Here is a 16888-nt window from a genome sequence, read left to right on the forward strand (position 1 = left end):
GATAGCCCCGGCCTCGTCCCTGTTTTGTGGGATGAGGCCGGGGCTCGGTCGTACGTTTGCGAGGCCTAGGCCTCGGGCGAGGGGATTGCTGCGGCGGGCTGGCGTGCGGCATCCCGTGCGCGCAGGTGCATGTAGAGCTTGTAGGACGAGACCAAGTCGGCCACGGGGAAGAACTGCATGGGGATGTGGAGCTTTGTCGCCTTCGGGTTGCTGAGGCCCTGGTTGCGGGCGCGAATCGCGGCGGTGATGCCGTAGCCCGATGAGATGAGGAGGCTCAGGTAGGCCAGGCCAAGCCATTCGTAGATGAAGCGTAATGACTCGAAGAAGTCGTGGGGGGAGAGGAATAAGTAGACCAGTACATATGAGTACTGCAGAAGGGGCAAGCTGAATGGGAGAAGGACAATTTTCAGCAGTAGGCTCCGCAATGCCAGTGCGCGCGGGCTCTCATCACGGCACAGCCAGAAGAGAGAGATCAGATTTGCCGCTGCGGCAACCGCAAACAAGGCGAGCCACATGTTCCAGGTCAATCCGAATCCAATGCGGTAGCTCTGGTCGCTATACGCGGCTATGACAAGGAGGATGGGGGCTACGATGCGGAGAACCTTGGACATGTGGCGCCTACTTTCTGTCGACGTCTCGCCTGTGTCGTGAATATATCATCATGGCCACAGGCGGGGCGTCCGGCGCTCAGGATTCCGAGGCGGCGGCCGAGGCGGGCTTATTCGCCCGGTGCAGAAGGATGCATAGCCAGATGCTGGAGATGAGATCGGTAAACGGTAGGCAGTGCATCGTGATGTACCTGCGCTTTGAGGAGGTGTTGAGGAGTCCCTCCGTGTTGGCGTGATGCGCTGCGGCTATGCCGTACTGAGAACTCGTCAGCAGTAGTGCGTACATGCCGCAAATGGGCGTGAACAGGTAGCCGATGGCTAGCACGAGGTACGGGGGAGCTATGAGGCATGCGGCAAGGAATGCTGCGAAGGGGAGAAAACCGATGTAGAGGGGGAGGAGGCCTAGCTTGAGGAGTAGCCCCCACAGGGCGAGCGAGCGTGCACTGGCGTCGCGCTGAAGCCATAGGGTGCTCACGAGGTTCGCCAGGCCAGCGATCAGGATGGCGATGATCCACACGGCGTCGCCGGTGCCCGCGAGGCTGTGCTGGAGCATGAGCTCGGCGCCACCGCCGATGTAAGCCGCGAGAATCAAAAGGATGGGTGCGGTGACACGTGCGATGGTGGACATGTGTACCCCTCATTCTGTTTGAAAGTTTGTAATAGTTGTGACTATGGTACCTCCTCTCGTTGAAGGCGAAAGCGGCAGTTATGCCACGCTTGATCTGAGGCTAGATTCTGGCCATAATTATGGCTAAAGGAGATGGGAGTAGCATGTCGACACTGACTATGGGACTCGCTGAGGCGAAGAATAACTTTTCGCGGGTGACAGCAGAGGTGAACAGGACGGGGAAGCCTGTCACGATCCTGAAGAACAATAGGCCTTGGGTCGTTATTCAGCCTGCGCAGCAGTCTGAGAGCGCGGTCGATGTCGCTGTCGATTTCATGGATGCCTACGCGGACGTGTTTGAAGAGCTCGCGAAGTGACCGCTTTCGCGTTTTCCCGGGACGATGTGTGTGCCATCCATTCGGCTACGATTGCTCGCTTCGGTGGTCTTGATGGCGTGCGAGACGAGGGAATGTTGGCCTCGGCTCTTGCTCAGCCGTTCCAGACGTTTGGGGGCGAGGAGCTCTATCCCAGTGCGGTCGAGAAAGCGTGTCGGTACGCTGTTGGGATCATTTCGGGGCATCCCTTCCTGGACGGAAATAAACGAACCGGTGCCGCTCTGCTAGGCACGTATCTCAGGATGTGCGGTCTTGGTTTCACGCCCGACCATGCGGAGTTCCTTTCGGCCATGCTGGGTGTAGCTGATGGGTCGATGGGATACGAGGAACTCGTGGACTGGGTGAGGATCAACGTGGGGTAATTGCTTTCGGGTTTTGTGTTGGTGATTCAGTGGCGGAGTATTCCGTGGAGTAGGGTTCGTCGTAGCGAAACGGCGGCCCCGAATCAAGGAGGATGACACGTGGATCTGCTCGAATACATGCGCTCACAAAACGACATGACGCGCCAGGAATGGGAGCGCACCTTTGAGGAAGAGGCTAGGGAGCTTCTCGTTCTGCTCGCTGGAAGCAGTGGAGCTGGAAAGAGGAACGGCTTCTGGGAGGCCGCGCACTCCTATCTGGCGTACGTGGACTGGGAGACTGGCGCCCTATGTGCGGATGATGGTCGGCTGGTCTACCCAGTCAGCGATGAGGACAATGCCGCTGGCAACGTCTTGGGCCGCTTCCGTGACGAGGAGATCTACCGCGTCACGGCTCGCAAGAAGATCCCGCAAGAGCTCCCCGAGGGCATGAGCGCCTCCGCGCAGAACCGCCTCCTGATCGTGGAGGTCCTCGAAGAGAATCCTCCGTGCCCCGCGTTGGACGAGGTCCTGGCTGAGTATCGCAGGCCGGTAGTTCTCAAGGATGAGGAGTTGGGTGAGCTGTCCCTCGACAAGGACCTCGACACGTTCGAGGGAGGTGTCTCGTGGCGGGGTGAGGACATCAACATCTCTCTGGAGGTTGATTCGTCCAGCGAAGACACGTGGACCGCAGCCGTGGCCGCCATGAAGCAGATGGTGACCGATCAGGACCGGTGGGATCGCGACATGCGAGCGTTCGCCGCGCGAGAGCTGACCGGACTCGCGTGCGACTGGCGCGAGTCTGCCGACGAGGAGGTCCCCGAGATTACGGAAGAGAGCTTCGCACAGCGATTAGGTCTCACCAGTATCGCCATGGATCCGGACGGTTCATTTTCCGCATACTTCGATGATGACGATATGTTCTTCGGCCACTGCGTCGTGGTGTACGGAACCCTGGCCGATGGGGTGGCCTCGGCGGTGATGGCGGGTTAAGTGTCCTGCGCGCTGCTGCCGAAACAGTTGGTGCTTCGGCAGCAGCACTCAGGTATACGGGTAGGGGAGTGGAGCCAGTTCTGGCCCTCACAAGCCTAAGATCGCTGCGCGCGCTGTCAGTTTTTGTGTGCGGTGATCGCAAACTGAAGGGGCAGGCGCTCTGGTTTGTCGCGAAGGTGCCAACCTCCAGCGGAATCCTGTTCCATGAGTTCGGGCCACGGACACCACGCCGCGCGCGGTGTCTCCTCAAGCTCATCGATCACCAAACCCGCGTTGATGAGAGCAGTAACGATTTGTCCAAGGGAGTGATTCCACTGGTGATTTGTCGTGTGAGTAATCCGCGGGGCATCGGGGCAATCCACGTAGCTTGAATCGTCATTCCATGTCATCGGAGCATCCTGCTCGAAGTAGGGTGCCTCAATCTTTAGCCCGTCGGAAATATCCTCCCCAATTGTCATGAACATCGGGTGGTCATCGCGGATGAAGAAGGTGCCGCCCGGCTTGAGCAGGGAAGCGATGACTTGTGCCCATCGGGCGATATCGGGCAGCCAGCATAGGACACCGATCGAGGTGTACACCAGATCGAAGGTGCCGGACACTGCTTGGCGCGCGTCGTACACGTTTGCGTGAACAAACTCCACGTCAGCGCCCGCGCGGTCGGCGATGTTGCGCGCGTGGGCAAGTGAGGCCTCGGACAGGTCGAGGCCGATGACACGCGAGGCCCCGCGGCGCGCAAAGCCGATTGTGTCCGTTCCGACGTGGCACTGCAGGTGGATGACATCTTTGCTGGTGAGATCGCCGAAGCGTTCGATATCTTGGGCCAGTTCGGTGCTAATGGCTGTCGGGTCCTCGAGAAGGCGCTGGTAGTCGTAGTAGTTGCCAGCCATGTGCAGCTCGGCGCGGTCGTCCCAGTTGTGTTCATTGTCAGAAAACCACTGTGTGAGGCTGTTCGTTTCGTTCATTTCGTTATTGTATGCAGGTGGAATGTTGGGGAGGCGTGCTCCTCCGTGCCTCGGACCTATCGAGTCGATGCAGGAGGCGTCAGTGGGCATAGAGCGTGAGAGGGAACGCTAAGGGAGGATCTGATAGCGAGGCATACCCCGCCAAGCAGGGCGGGCCTCGTCAATGTCTGATGAGTTGCTGGTGGCAGTGGTGCGATCCCTAGTGCCCTCTGTTGACGAAGGGGCGCGCGCACCTATACTGAACAGTGTTCATTATGGATTGTCGTAGGTAGTGAGACGGTAGGAAACAGTGCCCAAACAAGTGATCGACCCGGAGAAACTGGTCAGCCAGGCCTACGCCATCGCCTCGCGCGACGGCATCTCTGCGCTCTCCGTGCGCAAGGTCGCCAGCGCATGCGGCATCGCGGTCGGCTCGGTCTACGGCTACTTCCCGACCAAGGCGGACCTGACGGCCGCCGTGCTCACCCGCTTCTTCGAAGAGAATCTCTCCGACGAGCTGTGCGCCGTGCGCCTCGGTGAACGATTCACCTCCTATGTGCGGCGCTTCCGCGAGGCCCTGTGCGCTGCGCGCGCGGACATGAGCGTCGATTGGTTCGCCGAGATGCGTCGCCTCCCCAGCGCAGAACAGGAAGCCCTCGAAGCCGTGCGTGCCCCCATGCTCGCCCACATCGAGCGCGGGCTCGCGCGTGTCCTCGACGCGGACGAGGCCGTGGATCGCTGCCGACTCGTCGGCCCCATGAGTGTCGAGGCCCTGTGTCGCTACGTGCTGCGCAGTATCTTCGCTTCGCTCATGGAGGGCGGCGAGTGTGAGACGCTGTTCGCCCTCCTCGACGCCGCCCTGTACGACGACACCGCAGACGAAAAGGAAGCAAAATAATGAGTCGATTCCGCATTAAGAAACAGCCCCTGATCGCCGTCGCCGGCGTCGTCTGGCTGCTCGCCGGCCTGAATGTCGCGATCCTCGGCGTGCGCGCGGCCATCGACCTGCGAGGCCTCGCCGCAATCGTCCTCGTTGCGCTCGCGGGCGGCGCGGTCGCCATCTTCTGTGCCTTCCACCCGATGTTCAGCAAGCTCGTTCAGAAGAACGCCCAGCGCATCGCTGACCTGGAGGGGGAGCGCCACCACGTCGTCCGCTTCTTCGACCGCAAGAGCTACATGATGATGGTGATCATGATGTCGTTTGGTATCGGCATGCGCGCCGCAGGGCTCTTCCCTGACTGGTTCATCGCCTTCTTCTACACCGGCCTCGGCCTTGCCCTGAGCCTCGCAGGCGCCAGCTACATTGCGCGCGGCGTGCGCGGTCGCGCCTGGGCGTTCCACGGGACCGACTGAGCGTTTCACGCTCTCCCAGCCAAGGCCTCGTCAATGGACGAGGCCTCCCGCCGTTGTGTGGGTCATCTGCCCTTTAGTGCCACGCGATTACCGCCAGTGGTGGTATAAAACTGGCGGTAATGCTGGGCGGCGCTGACGCGGTCACGTGATCACTGGTAGATGTGTCGGCGGTGTCCGACGGAAAAGACTTCGATAATAAAGCTGCTTGAACGGGGTGATGGTCGTGTCGGCAGGGCCAGGCGCTCGGTGCAGGCTGAGGGCGCGTGAATGTGGCTACCTCGGGCTGATAGCATGCTGCGGGGCGTTCACACTGTTGTGAAGGACTGTCGTCGGGGAGGAAGGGGAACCGAGGATGAGGTACGCCAAAACGGTGCGATTAACGGGCGGGGTGGAGCTCCTCGTGAGGAATGCCAGCGCGTCGGATGCTCGCGCGCTGCGTGACATCATGCAGCGCACGCATGCGGAGACCGACTACCTGCTGTCATACCCGGACGAGCAAGGCTCTGATGATGAACAAGAGGCTCGCGCTCTGGCGGAAATGGAACGCAGTGACGATGAGGTCGAGCTCGTCGCCGTCCTTGATGGACGGATCGTGGGGAGCGCAGGAGTCACGGCGGTGGGCAGCAGGCGCAAGGTGGTGCACCGGGCGCGCTTCGGCATCAGCATCCTCACAGATCATTGGGGGATGGGGATCGGCCGAGTGCTCATGGACGCGTGCATCGACAGTGCGCGCCGGGCGGGATACACCCAACTCGAGCTCGAGGTGGTGGCTGACAATGAACGCGCGCTGTCCCTCTACCGGTGCGTGGGGTTCGAGGAGTATGGGCGCAACCCACGAGGCTACCGGTCCGCGGCTTCGGGCTACCAGGAGCTCGTGCACATGAGGCTGGAGTTGTAGCGCCCCGGAGGGTAGCTGGCGGTTATGTGTCTAGCTTGACGAGCCTAGAACCCCAGTTCCTTTCGTCGAAACGAGTGGGGCACCTTGATAATGTGCACGACGAATGGCGTGACGCGCAGTCGTTCCATGTGTACCCCTTCGGCTTGTGGGGGCTCGCGTCGTTGGGCCCCATCTCCAGGACGCTGAGGAAAGAGACACTGCTCTCAGATGTGCAACCGTTTGCAGATACGATGAGCCCATGACGATCATGCTTGTGCCCCTGACTGACACCGAGCGTCCTGCGCTGATCGCGGACTTTCAGGAATCTTTCGAGTACTTCCAGGGCAACCCGCAGGGATCCTTCGTGGGGGAGCGTCTCGCCGCGCGTGAGCAGCATCCGTCTGGTCCCAGCGAGGGCAGTGCGACGGAGCAGCCGATTCTCCCGCTGTCCGACATTGAGGAGTCCCTAAATGCACCGGGAGCGCTCGCCTATCGCATCCTTGAGGACGGCGAAGTCGTGGGCAACGTCATCCTCACCGTCGTCGGGCATCGAGGCGAGGTTCTCCTATTCGCGATGAAGGCCTCGGTTCATTCCAGGGGAGTGGGGACGCGCGCCTGGTTCGCCATCGAGGCCGCCCACCCGCAGGTGAGGGAATGGACCCTGGAGACGCCCTATTTCGAGGTGCGAAACATCCACTTCTACGTCAACAAGTGCGGCTTCCACATCGTCGAGTTCTTCAACGAACATCACCCCGACACCTCGCATCTCCGCGGAGCGGGCGAGCCGATGGGCGAGGCCGACTACATGTTCCGCTTTGTCAAGCGCCTGGGCCGCTAGTGGTGTAGCTGCTCAGTCGACGCCCTCGACCTTATCGGTGTTCATGGTGGACATTCCTTGGTCGGTGCGTGGGCGTGCTGCGGGCGCGCGATTGCGAGCGGCGTACCCTTGAATCGTGAAGGTTCTCGTCGTTCCCATGGTCGCCCGCTCGCGGATGGGCGGGCCGTGGTCGCGCGCGCAGCGCGTCGCCCGGGCCTTCCGGGATGGTGGCCACGAGGTCACGCTCGCGTGGGGAGATGACGGCAACTGCGCCGATCCCATCGCTCCGACGCTTGATATTCCGGTGCCCTCGCCCCTCGGCTTGCCCGAGGCCATCGCCCGCCACACCTTCCCCCTGGCCGCGCGCCTCGGCCTCATGGGCCGCAAGCCCGTGCATAGCTTCGAGGAGGTCCTCTGGCTGACCGGTGCCCTCGACGAGCGCTACACGCGCGCGGCCATCGATACGCTCCGCTCCCACATGCGTGCTTCGCGCCCCGACGTTGTCTACTCCGAATTCAGCCTCGCCGCCGTCATTGCCGCCCGCGCCGAGGGCATCCCATGCGTGGGCAGCGCCTCACAGCCGACGACCGCCGTCTACGCTTCCAACCCGCGTAAATCCACGGGAATTCGACGCCTGCTGCGCGAGATGGGCATGCCCGCCCCGGCCTCGTCCCTGACGGTCCTTGAGGGGATACGGCGCCGGTTCATCCCGAGCTGCCCGACCCTGGAACCGCGGGCGGGGGAGCGGGCCGTCTACTGCGGGTTCCTGGACGAGCCGCCCGCCCTGCCGGCGACGCCTCGAGATTGTGCCCTCGTTTACCTCGGCGCGGGCAGCGTCCCCGCGGGCGTCGCTGTGCGCGCCGGGCGAGAGCTCGCCCGGGCCCTCGGATGCGACGTGTACGTCGCGGGAGCGCCCGAGGCCACCCAGGTCTCGGGCGGCCACACGGTGCGCTGCGCGCCCCGCTTCGACTTCGCCGATCTCCTGCCGCGCGCCCAGGTTTTCGTGCATCACGGCGGGCAAAACTCGATGATGGATGCCCTTTCTTATGAAGTCCCCCAGGTGATCGTCCCGGGGCGCGTCTTCGAGCGACAATTCAACGCCGAGGCCGTGGAAAACGCACGCTGCGGCCTGACCGTGCGCGAGCCCAAGCCGGCGCTCATCGCACGCGCCGCCCGCCGCCTCGTCGATGAACCCGCCCTGACCTCGGGGATCCGAGGGCTGCGCGAGGAGCTGTCCTCTCTGGGTGGCACCAAGCGCATCGTGCGCGAGGTCGAGGAACTGGTCGGTTAGCGTCAGCTCCAGCCTCGCAGGATCGCCTCCAGGCCCCGCTCAAACTGCGCGTTGAAGTCGTAGCGGCCGTCCAGGAGATCCTCGATGAGCGGGCGCAGTGCCTGCGCGTCCTCGGGGTCGAGTGCGGCGCTCGCGGCTGACAGGTCGGCGGGCTGCTGGGGGGAGCCGCCCACGGGCGGAACGACCTCGGCGGCGACGAACGCCGTCGTGTAGATCGACACCGCGTTGACGAGTCCCAGCATGTCCGCGTTCGGCGTGAAGCCGCGCCGGGACAGCGTCACGAACACGCGCGCCAGGAGCGCGAGCTGCTCGGGCGTCGACATCGGGTGCGTGAGCAGCAGCATGACCGCGCCCGGGTGGGAACGCAGCGTTGATGCCAGGCAGTGCGCGTAGGTGCGCATGTAGGTCAGCAGGGGCGAGGCGGGGGTGCCCTCGGTCGGCTCACTCACCTCGTGCGTCGGGATCGCCGCCCCGGCGTCAACGCGGTCCAGGAAGGCCTCGAACGTGAGGCGCCAGACCTGCTCAGCGATGCCCTCCAGGAGCGCGGCCTTGTCGGGGAAATGGCGATAAAAAGCGGCCTGGGAGACGCCGAGCCGCTTTCCCAGGGACCGCAGAGACAAAGCGGAGAGCCCCTCCTCGTCAACCAAGTCGAGCGCGGTCGACAAGATGATCTCTCGCGATAGTGCGCGCTGGCGTGACGACGGCATGGACTCTCCGCTTCGGTGGACGTTACTCCCTGTGATAACGGAACTGTATCAGTGCCAGCCCCGCGATCACGGCGAAGAAACCCCACAGGACGCCGATCCGCGTCGCGACGTCGGCAAGGCTCGCGCCGTCCAGGCTCACCTCGTGAATCGCGGTAATCGCCCAGTAGGCGGGGGACAGGCGTGCGGCGTGCTGCGCCCAATCGGGGAACGAGGAGACCGTGGAGAAAGACCCGCCGATGCCCGCCGCCAGCATGCCAATGATGTTCGACAACGACAGGGCTGCGTCGCGGCTGCGCGACCACAGCGCGAGCGCGACGCCTAGCGCCGATAGAACCGCCGAGAAACTGAGGAGAATAACGGCGAGGGCGACGAGGGAGCCGGTCGGTCGATACCCGAAGATGAGCGCGCCGAGCGCGAGGACAACCGCGATCTGGACGGTCTGCATGAGGAAGGCGACCAGCGCTTTGCCCGTCAAGATGGATGCGCGCGAGGTTGGGGAGGCCTCGAGACGCTCCCACGTGCCCCACGAACGCTCGTTGAAGAACGAACTGATGATGTTCTGCACGGCCAGGAACGAGAAGAGGATCGCGATCGATGGGACCGCCTGTTCTGCGCCCGTGACGCCCGTGTAGCCGTCGGCCAGAAGCATCGACTTGAATGCCGGCATCATGAAGGGAATCAGGACCAGGGGGATCACCGTCAGGATGAGCGTGGGCGCCGGGTCGGTGAGCTGCAGGCGGATGTTCAGGCGGGTCATAGCCCCGAGTTGCTTAAGCTGCGACATGGTCACTCTCCTTGATGATCTGCAGATACGCGTTGTGCAGGCTCGCCTGCGTGATGCGCACGTCCATCAGTCGCGCGCCTTGAAGGGTGGGCGATGCTAGGGCTTCGCCGATCCGCGAACCTGGGTCGGCCTCGTCCCCGATGAGGTGGAGACGCCTGTCGTCGGCGCTCCACCCGTCGATCGAGGGGATCGGGCGATCGAACTCGAGCGTGACCTCGGCGCGCGCGTGGTGAGAGACGATCTCTTCGAGCGTGCCGCTCGCGACGATGCGCCCCTCGTTCAGGATCGCGATGTCGGAGCCGAGCTCCTCGAACTCGGCAAGGTAGTGCGAGGTGTAGACGACGGCCGCGCCCTCGTCGGCGAGCTGGTGGACCGCGCGCAGGATCTGGCTGCGCGCCTCCACGTCCGCTCCGACGGTCGGCTCGTCCATAAAGACCAGGCTCGGGCGGTGCATGATCGCCATGCCCGCGTGGAGCCTGCGCTGCTGCCCGCCTGACAGGTGCGAGGCACGCTGTCCTCGCTTCTCTGTGAGGCCGAGGAGTTCCATGACCTCGCCGGCGCGCGAGGCTGCTTCGCGTCGGCCGAGCCCGTGCAGCTCGCCGAAGGCTGCCAGGTTCTGGGCGACGCTCAGGTCCGGGTAGATGCCCAGGTCCTGGGGTGCGTACCCGATTGATCGTGCGGCCTCGGTGGATGCGGGGCGGTGGCCGCAGATGGTCACGGTTCCCGAATCGGCGCGGCGCAGGCCGCACAGGATTGTGATGAGCGTGGACTTGCCCGCCCCGTTTCGTCCGAGCAAGCCGAGGATCTGTCCGGGTTCGACGTGCAGGTCGACTCCGCGCAGGACCTCGTGGGTGCCGTAGCTCTTGAGGATTCCCCGGGCCTCCAGGCCTGGAGTGTGTGGATGTGACACGGTGACTCTCCCATCGGTTAACGCTGTTAACTTTGTGTCGCGGACAAGGTTAACAGTGTTAACTTTTGTGTGCAAGGTGGCGCTGCGCTCAGGGGAAAACTGCTGATTTACCGCGTTTTTCTGACAATCTGTCGCTGCAGTGGGAAGGGGAGCGGCCCTACACTGTCCACGCTAGGCGTGAAGGAGGACTGAAAGTGCCAGGTATGGATACCTACGACGCGATCATGCTGCTGTCCTACGGTGGCCCGGATGGCCCGGACGACGTCCTGCCGTTCATGCGCAACGCGACGCGCGGTCGCGGAATCCCCGACGAACGCCTGCTTCAGGTCGCCGCTCACTACAAGCGCTTCGGCGGCGTCTCGCCCATTAACGCCTGTAATCAGCGCCTGATCGCCGACCTGTCCGCGGAACTCGCCAGGCGTGGGCACGATATCCCCGTCGGGTGGGGAAACCGCAACTGGCACCCCTTCGTCGCCGAAGGCCTCGATGAGCTCGCCCAGGCGGGCGCCCGCCGCATCCTCGTCCTGCCTACCTCCGCCTACGCCTCGTACTCGGGGTGTCGCCAGTACCGCGAAGACCTCGCCGAGGCCGCGGAGGCCCTGCACGACAAGTGGGGGACGATCGAACTGGGCGTTGAGGACAGCGCCGACAATCCCGACGCCGACATCATCCTGGACAAGGTCCGCCCCTACTATTCGACCCCCGGCATGGCGAGCGCGCAGATCGCGTCCGTCCAGCGTGCGTGGGAGGCCCTCGCTGCGCGAGGCGTCGATACCTCCGGGATTCGCCTGATCTTCGTTACCCACTCCATCCCCGTGAGCATGGAGGCGGGGTCCTCGCCCTTCCCGTTCCATCCCTCGATCGACGAGGCCGTGGCGGCCTCGGGCGGTCGCGCCGAGCAGCAGGGGAGCGAGGCCTCGTCGCCGGCGGGAACCCCGGCCACTGAAATCAGCTACGTTGCCCAGCACCACGCCCTTATCCAAGCGATCATGCCCGAGCTGCGCCGCGTTCTTGGCCGCGAGGATCTGGGTTACGACCTCGTGTATTGCTCGCGGTCCGGGCCCCCGCAGGCCCGCTGGCTCGAACCCGATATCAACGATTTCCTTGAGGAGATCGCGGCCGACACAGCGCCTCCGACCGGCACCGTCGTCGTCCCCATCGGTTTCATCTGCGACCACATGGAGGTCGTCTACGACCTCGACACCGAGGCGAAGGAGACCGCCGCGCGCCTGGGGATCCCCTACGAGCGTGCCGACACCGTCGCGACGGATCCGGCCTTCGTGTCCTCCCTGGTCGACGTGCTCGAAGAGCGCGCGGCCCAGGCGCGAGGCGAGAATCCCTCGCCCGTCACCGTGACCGGCACCGGCCCCTTCCACACCGTCTGCCCGAGCGACTGCTGCCTCTCTCCGGCACGCCCTGGCCACCCCTCACCCGCCGCTGTGAGCGCCCACCCCGGCGCCGCCCCTCATTCTTCCGGCGCGCCCGCCCGAGCCGCCGGTCAATCAGCCACAACTCAGGAGGACTCCATGTCTACCCCGCATCCCCACGCCGTCGTGCCGCCCGAGCAGAACCCGGAAAACCCGGGACATCCCGCAGGAGTGCCGGACCGCGTCGGTGAGCACGCCGCACGCCACCAGGCCCGCCACGCGGGCACCGAGGCGACGCCCCACTCGCACGCCGCTCACGCCCGCGTCACCGACCCGCGCGACGCGACGGACGTCGACTTCGACGAGGTCAACAACAAGCAGCACTACGCCCTCTACTCCGTGTTCGCGCTCGGTGAGTCCCTGCCCGCCGACGACGACGAGCGCGGCCGCATCGTCGCCGAATCCCTGGACTACGTGAAGGGCGCGGGCGCAGAAATCCGCGGCTTCTACGACGTCTCGGGCTTCCGTGCCGAGGCCGACCTGATGGTGTGGTGGCTCGACGACGACCCGCAGGTCCTCCAGGACGTCTACCACCGCCTGCGCGCGTCGGCGCTCGGCAAGTTCCTGGATCCGGTGTGGTCCTGCATGGGCCTGCACACCCCCGCCGAGTTCAACAAGCGCCACATTCCCGCCTGCTTCGGCGGCGTCGCGCCCCGCGACTGGGCGATGGTCTACCCCTTCGTGCGCTCCTACGACTGGTACCTCAAGGCCCCCGAAGAGCGCTCCCGCATCATGGCCGAACACGGCCGCAACGGCTTCGCACAGTACCCGGACGTCAAGGGCTCGACCCTCTCCGCCTTCGGCTTCTCCGACTACGAGTGGGTGCTCGCGTTCGAGGCCGACAGCCTGGACCGCCTGGAGGGCGTCATGCACGCCCAGCGCTACACCGAGGCGCGCCTCTACGTGCGCGAGGACACCCCGTTCTTCACGGGTCCGCGCGTGAGCCTCGGCGAGTGGGCGGAGCGCCAGCCCCGCGCATAAGGGTCTCGCTTATCTGCAAGTCAGCCCCGGCCTCGTCCCTGAGAAAAGGAACGAGGCCGGGGCTGCGTGCGTCGCGATCACGCGGTGTGGCACGCCCTACTTGCCCGGGAAGAGCAACGGCAGGTTGTGCTCGACCTGGTTGGCGATCGAGGCCATTGAGTGGGTTTCGCCGTCGTCGATCCACAGCTGCAGGCTGTCCTCGGTCATGAGGTCTGGATAGTCCTCGCGGAGCTCATCAATCTGCGGGGTCATGTCCCACAGGGCCGGGTCCTCCGAGCCGACCGACGCGAGAATGAGGAAGTCGCGTGGCCCATAGTGGGCGCGCTCGACGCCGGCGGTCACCAGCTCGGCGATGCGCGGGGAATCCGCGTCCTCCTCGCGTCCGATCCACGACTCGCCGGCCATCGGCATGTAGCCGTAGAAGTACTGCGGACGCAAGGCAAAAACATCCCACGTGGTCGTCGCGCCCATCGAGAAACCACCGAATGCGCGGTGCCTGCGCGAAGCGCGCAGTGACTCGTCCGAGGTGTCCCCGCGAGCGAACGTGGTGTAGCGAGACTCAACGGCGTCGATCAGAGTATCGATCTCGCTCGTCGCGAAGAAGCGATTGAGGGTGTAGTCCTCCTCGTAGTCATCCGTCGCGAACGAGCGATCCGGATAGTAGGTCGCGAAAACGACCAGCGTCGGTGCAGCCTTGCCGGCGGTCTCCAGCTCGTCGACGACCGGCGCGACGCCATCGGCGAGGCCGGCGGCGTTCCCCCACCAGCCGTGCGTCAGATAGAGGACGTTCGCGGGTGTGTCCGAGGCGTAGGACGCGGGAACGTACACGTAGGCCTGCTTGGTGTAAGTCGTTCCCTCGTAGCTCTGCTCGTAGGTGATCGTGTCGATCGTGCCGTGCAGAGACTGGGCCGTGTCCATGAGTGAGGCGACGCCCTCGGGCAGGGGGTCCTCGTCCTCTTCGTAGGCAATGGCCGTGGGGTCTTTCTGTCCGTTGCCCGAACGATTGAGCGCGAACGACGTGACCCCCACGAGGGCGAGCAGGCACAGTGCGATGATGGCGGTGATGCGGAACCTATTGGTTTTCCGTACGAGTCGTGTTGTCACTGGCTGCGCCTCAGCCCGTTCGTCGTCATGCGTTCAGCTGTCCTCATGCGCTCCACTGTATGCCTGCCCGCTGCGTCGCTACCAATCGGTGTGGCCCTTCCCGCGCTGAGTCTTCCCTCCAATTTCGCATGCAATTCCCGCGCTAGTCTTTCGAGATTTGAATCGTGATCGTTGGGATTCCAAGGTTTATTGGGCATCGGCTAAACGGATGCTAGGGGAATTGCATGCGAAATGTGGGAGAGGGACAGAGCAGGGGAGGAGGGAAGTGTGGAGTGAGAGTCGATACGTGTGGATGGTTATCGTGTTAGTCTCCCGGTATCTATCGTGAATTGCATGGGAGCAAGCATGACCCGGGACCTGATCCGTCGTGGCGACAATGAGCGTCTGGTGTTTCCTGAAACCCCTCTTCCCCAGCTGACGGACGTTCGGGTTGAGGGGACATACGAGGTCAGCCTGAGTGAGGGCAGCGAGCCGGACGAAACCGCTGCGTTCGAACTCGATCCGAACGCCTCGCCCGCACAGTTCAGGGACTATCTCTTCGCTGCGGCAAGCGGCATTCTCATGGGAGCACTCGGCTCCCTGTGGCAGAAAGACATCAACCTGACGGAGGCTCGCAAGTTTGGCGAGGAGAAAATTCAGAAAATCGTGATCGGCGCGGCCCAGCGCGCGGGCCTCGACAAGGAACACCCAAACATCGCAGACGCGATCCGCTTCCTCGAAAAGAGATTCCCATCCGTGGGGGATAAGCTCACCGCAGCATTCGGTGGCGGGCTCCAGCATCACCTCCGCGACTTCTCGCACCACCCCTCGCCCGTGGGACTCGTGTGCTCCCTCCTCATGCAATTCACTGGCAAGGGGTTTGGAACCAAGACAGACGGCACTTTCGCAATCTTCGACCTGCCTGCCGACGCTATGAAGGACGGATTGCTTGTTGGGCGCAACGTTCCAGAAAAGATTCTCTATGGCACCGTTAAATGGCTCTTTCATCTCATCAGCGACATGGCCGGCTCGAGCTCGACCCCCGGCGCGGGCACCGGAATCCCCGGGCCTCTCCTATCATTCCTCAAGGAGGCCTCGTCCCTGCCATTCTTCCGTGACTTGTCCATCGGTTATGAGGGCAAGATGCGGACACTGTCGCAGTGGATTTCCAAAGCATTCAACGGCACCCTATTGAAGGATGAGGACGGCAATCCCCTACGCTTCGATCTGCGGACGGAGGTTGGCTTGGCGGAGCAAATCCTGACGCAGGTTCCCGCTGTTCTCGCGAATGAGTGCATTGTTCGTGGCTTCTACACGATCACTCGGTTCGTCGACGAGTTGAAGCGCTGCGACGTGTCCAGCGTCAAGGATCTGGCGCGCATCAATCCCTCGCGATTCCTGCCTCTCAACAGCCGTGCGCTCACGCGCATGCTGACCGTTGCCTCGGGTTCCTTCGTGGTCGTCAACTCGGGCATTGCAGCCGTGCGCGCGGTGGTGGAAGGCACTGCCAGTGGTGGGGTGGGGGCGGTTCCCCTGTTCTTCATGCGCCTCAACTACGCTGGGATTGGCCGTTTTGCTTTCGCCCTTCGGGCCGACAGCTCCTACATCTACGAGGATGTGGAGGCCTGGTGGGAGCAGCGTCAGAAGAGTGAAAAGGGTGCAGAAGTCGCCGTCTATGCACCGCTAGGGCAGGACGTGCAGCGCGTGCTGGATTCGCTTCGCATGGTCTGGCTCGAGGATGACTGTCAACGTGAGAAAAAGGAGGACAAACGCGCCCGCAAGGAAATCCAGATCGGCGCGTGGAAGCGCAGGCAAGAAATTACCGCTGATGCGGGCCAGGGCAGCTACTTTCTGGAGTCCGCCGAGGGCTACCGTGAGCTTCGGGGCATTTGTTCGGGAGAGGGTGGGGAGCTAGTCCGCCTGGCCATCGCCCAGAACCTGCTGGGCTACCAGCCCTACGCTGCCGAACGTGGCCTCTCGCTGTCCCAGACATGGCTGACCGATGTCTTCGTGGCTGAGCAAGATGTCATCGATGCGGCCTTACTTAAGCGTCTGAAGGGTGCGCAGCAGTCATATGACCGTTGGCTGTCGGGCACCTATACGAAGTGGGCGCTGCGCGGTGCTGCGGCTGTGGCTGCAACCGTCGCCACGGGTGGGGCGGCCGCTGCTGCGGCACCCGTGATTGCTACGGTTCTTGCGGGCGGGGCCGTGACTGGGTTGAGTGGTGCGGCGCTGACGAGTGCGAGCCTCGCGTGGGTAGGTGGTGGTTCCCTTGCTGCGGGAGGCCTCGGTATGGCCGGTGGTACCGCCATCATTACGGGCGGCGGGGCAGTTATCGGGCTGACGACTGCAGCCAGCGGTGCGACGCTGGTGGGAGTCCTGAGCAAGGACTATGCCGAACAGGTGAAGCAAGGGTGTGCTGAGTGGCTCGCCCAGTGTTCGGTGCTTCTTGAGGAAAAACCGGCGCAGGCACTGAGGGTCATCGAGGAATCGAAGGCGCGCTTGGAGCGCGCGATCGACGCGGATAATCGGACGATTGACGCCTTGAAGGGAACGAAAGAGAAAGATCAGAAGAAGCTGAGGCAAAGCCTGGAAAAGGGGCGTTCTCACCTCGGCTACGCCGTGGCCGAGCTGGGCAGGCTAGAAAAGAAAGTGCGTGAGGCTGCTGTCGAGCGCGGTGATCTCGCGCCGAGCGGGAGCGTTGATATCGCCCGCGTTCCAGAGTCGGACTAGTGTGAGCTGTCAGTCGCCGGGGGTTGCGCGCTCGCGGGGTTGG

17 protein-coding genes are annotated in these 16888 nt (G+C 63.7%); 10 read left to right on the forward strand and 7 right to left on the reverse strand.

What is annotated here, in order from left to right:
• Positions 1 to 65: 65 nt before the first annotated feature.
• Positions 66 to 383: a hypothetical protein gene (locus FBF35_RS02445; RefSeq protein WP_131726633.1), complete on the reverse strand. Its 318-nt coding sequence runs from the start codon at positions 381 to 383 to the stop codon at positions 66 to 68.
• A 304-nt stretch (positions 384 to 687) separates the two neighbouring features.
• On the reverse strand, positions 688 to 1236 hold the full coding sequence (locus tag FBF35_RS02450) for a hypothetical protein (RefSeq protein ID WP_060566466.1): 549 nt from the start codon (positions 1234 to 1236) through the stop codon (positions 688 to 690).
• A gap of 143 nt (positions 1237 to 1379) precedes the next feature.
• Here FBF35_RS02450 and FBF35_RS02455 point away from each other — a divergent pair, with 143 nt between their 5' ends.
• The 3 genes from FBF35_RS02455 (at position 1380) to FBF35_RS02465 (ending at position 2941) form a co-directional block, all read left to right on the forward strand.
• The gene (locus FBF35_RS02455; protein ID WP_003793591.1) at positions 1380 to 1592 is read left to right on the forward strand and encodes a type II toxin-antitoxin system Phd/YefM family antitoxin; all 213 of its coding nucleotides are present in this window, start codon (positions 1380 to 1382) and stop codon (positions 1590 to 1592) included.
• Complete coding sequence (locus FBF35_RS02460; protein WP_060566467.1) at positions 1589 to 1972, forward strand: type II toxin-antitoxin system death-on-curing family toxin; 384 nt, start codon at positions 1589 to 1591, stop codon at positions 1970 to 1972. Before FBF35_RS02455 ends, FBF35_RS02460 begins: the two co-directional genes overlap by 4 nt.
• A gap of 99 nt (positions 1973 to 2071) precedes the next feature.
• Complete coding sequence (locus FBF35_RS02465; RefSeq protein WP_060566468.1) at positions 2072 to 2941, forward strand: DUF2262 domain-containing protein; 870 nt, start codon at positions 2072 to 2074, stop codon at positions 2939 to 2941.
• Positions 2942 to 3057: 116 nt separating this feature from the next.
• Here the strand turns inward: FBF35_RS02465 and FBF35_RS02470 are convergent, their stop codons facing one another.
• A complete protein-coding gene (locus FBF35_RS02470) occupies positions 3058 to 3903 on the reverse strand; it encodes a class I SAM-dependent methyltransferase (RefSeq protein ID WP_060566469.1) in 846 nt (281 codons plus the stop codon).
• Between the two features lie 289 nt (positions 3904 to 4192).
• Here FBF35_RS02470 and FBF35_RS02475 point away from each other — a divergent pair, with 289 nt between their 5' ends.
• The 5 genes from FBF35_RS02475 to FBF35_RS02495 all read left to right on the forward strand — a co-directional run bounded on the left by FBF35_RS02475 (position 4193) and on the right by FBF35_RS02495 (position 8220).
• On the forward strand, positions 4193 to 4780 hold the full coding sequence (locus FBF35_RS02475; RefSeq protein ID WP_060566470.1) for a TetR/AcrR family transcriptional regulator: 588 nt from the start codon (positions 4193 to 4195) through the stop codon (positions 4778 to 4780).
• Entirely contained in the window at positions 4780 to 5235 is a 456-nt protein-coding gene (locus FBF35_RS02480) for a hypothetical protein (RefSeq protein WP_060566471.1), read from the forward strand. Before FBF35_RS02475 ends, FBF35_RS02480 begins: the two co-directional genes overlap by 1 nt.
• A 352-nt stretch (positions 5236 to 5587) precedes the next feature.
• Entirely contained in the window at positions 5588 to 6133 is a 546-nt protein-coding gene (locus FBF35_RS02485; RefSeq protein ID WP_060566472.1) for a GNAT family N-acetyltransferase, read from the forward strand.
• Between the two features lie 238 nt (positions 6134 to 6371).
• Positions 6372 to 6950, forward strand: a complete 579-nt coding sequence (locus FBF35_RS02490) for a GNAT family N-acetyltransferase (RefSeq protein ID WP_060566473.1) — start codon at positions 6372 to 6374, stop codon at positions 6948 to 6950.
• A gap of 136 nt (positions 6951 to 7086) precedes the next feature.
• Positions 7087 to 8220, forward strand: coding sequence for a glycosyltransferase (locus FBF35_RS02495; RefSeq protein WP_060567153.1), 1134 nt, complete (start codon positions 7087 to 7089; stop codon positions 8218 to 8220).
• A gap of 2 nt (positions 8221 to 8222) precedes the next feature.
• On the opposite strand, the gene FBF35_RS02500 is transcribed toward FBF35_RS02495, so the two are convergent.
• The 3 genes from FBF35_RS02500 to FBF35_RS02510 are packed head-to-tail and all read right to left on the reverse strand — an operon-like array spanning position 8223 to position 10621.
• On the reverse strand, positions 8223 to 8927 hold the full coding sequence (locus FBF35_RS02500) for a TetR/AcrR family transcriptional regulator (protein WP_060566474.1): 705 nt from the start codon (positions 8925 to 8927) through the stop codon (positions 8223 to 8225).
• Between the two features lie 22 nt (positions 8928 to 8949).
• A complete protein-coding gene (locus FBF35_RS02505) occupies positions 8950 to 9711 on the reverse strand; it encodes an ABC transporter permease (RefSeq protein ID WP_060566475.1) in 762 nt (253 codons plus the stop codon).
• On the reverse strand, positions 9698 to 10621 hold the full coding sequence (locus tag FBF35_RS02510) for an ABC transporter ATP-binding protein (protein ID WP_060566476.1): 924 nt from the start codon (positions 10619 to 10621) through the stop codon (positions 9698 to 9700). Before FBF35_RS02510 ends, FBF35_RS02505 begins: the two co-directional genes overlap by 14 nt.
• 203 nt (positions 10622 to 10824) lie before the next feature.
• Between FBF35_RS02510 and hemQ the strand changes: the two genes are divergently transcribed.
• Complete coding sequence (gene hemQ, locus FBF35_RS02515; RefSeq protein ID WP_060566477.1) at positions 10825 to 13029, forward strand: hydrogen peroxide-dependent heme synthase; 2205 nt, start codon at positions 10825 to 10827, stop codon at positions 13027 to 13029.
• Positions 13030 to 13125: 96 nt separating this feature from the next.
• Here hemQ and FBF35_RS02520 read toward each other — a convergent pair whose 3' ends face one another.
• On the reverse strand, positions 13126 to 14133 hold the full coding sequence (locus FBF35_RS02520) for an alpha/beta hydrolase (protein WP_060566478.1): 1008 nt from the start codon (positions 14131 to 14133) through the stop codon (positions 13126 to 13128).
• A 345-nt stretch (positions 14134 to 14478) separates the two neighbouring features.
• Between FBF35_RS02520 and FBF35_RS02525 the strand changes: the two genes are divergently transcribed.
• Positions 14479 to 16845 carry a hypothetical protein gene (locus FBF35_RS02525; RefSeq protein ID WP_060566479.1) on the forward strand — a complete coding sequence of 789 codons (2367 nt, stop codon included), beginning with the start codon at positions 14479 to 14481 and terminating at the stop codon, positions 16843 to 16845.
• Positions 16846 to 16888 lie beyond the last annotated feature (43 nt).

This window comes from Schaalia odontolytica, from assembly GCF_005696695.1.
Taxonomy (GTDB): Bacteria; Actinomycetota; Actinomycetes; order Actinomycetales; family Actinomycetaceae; genus Pauljensenia; species Pauljensenia odontolytica_C.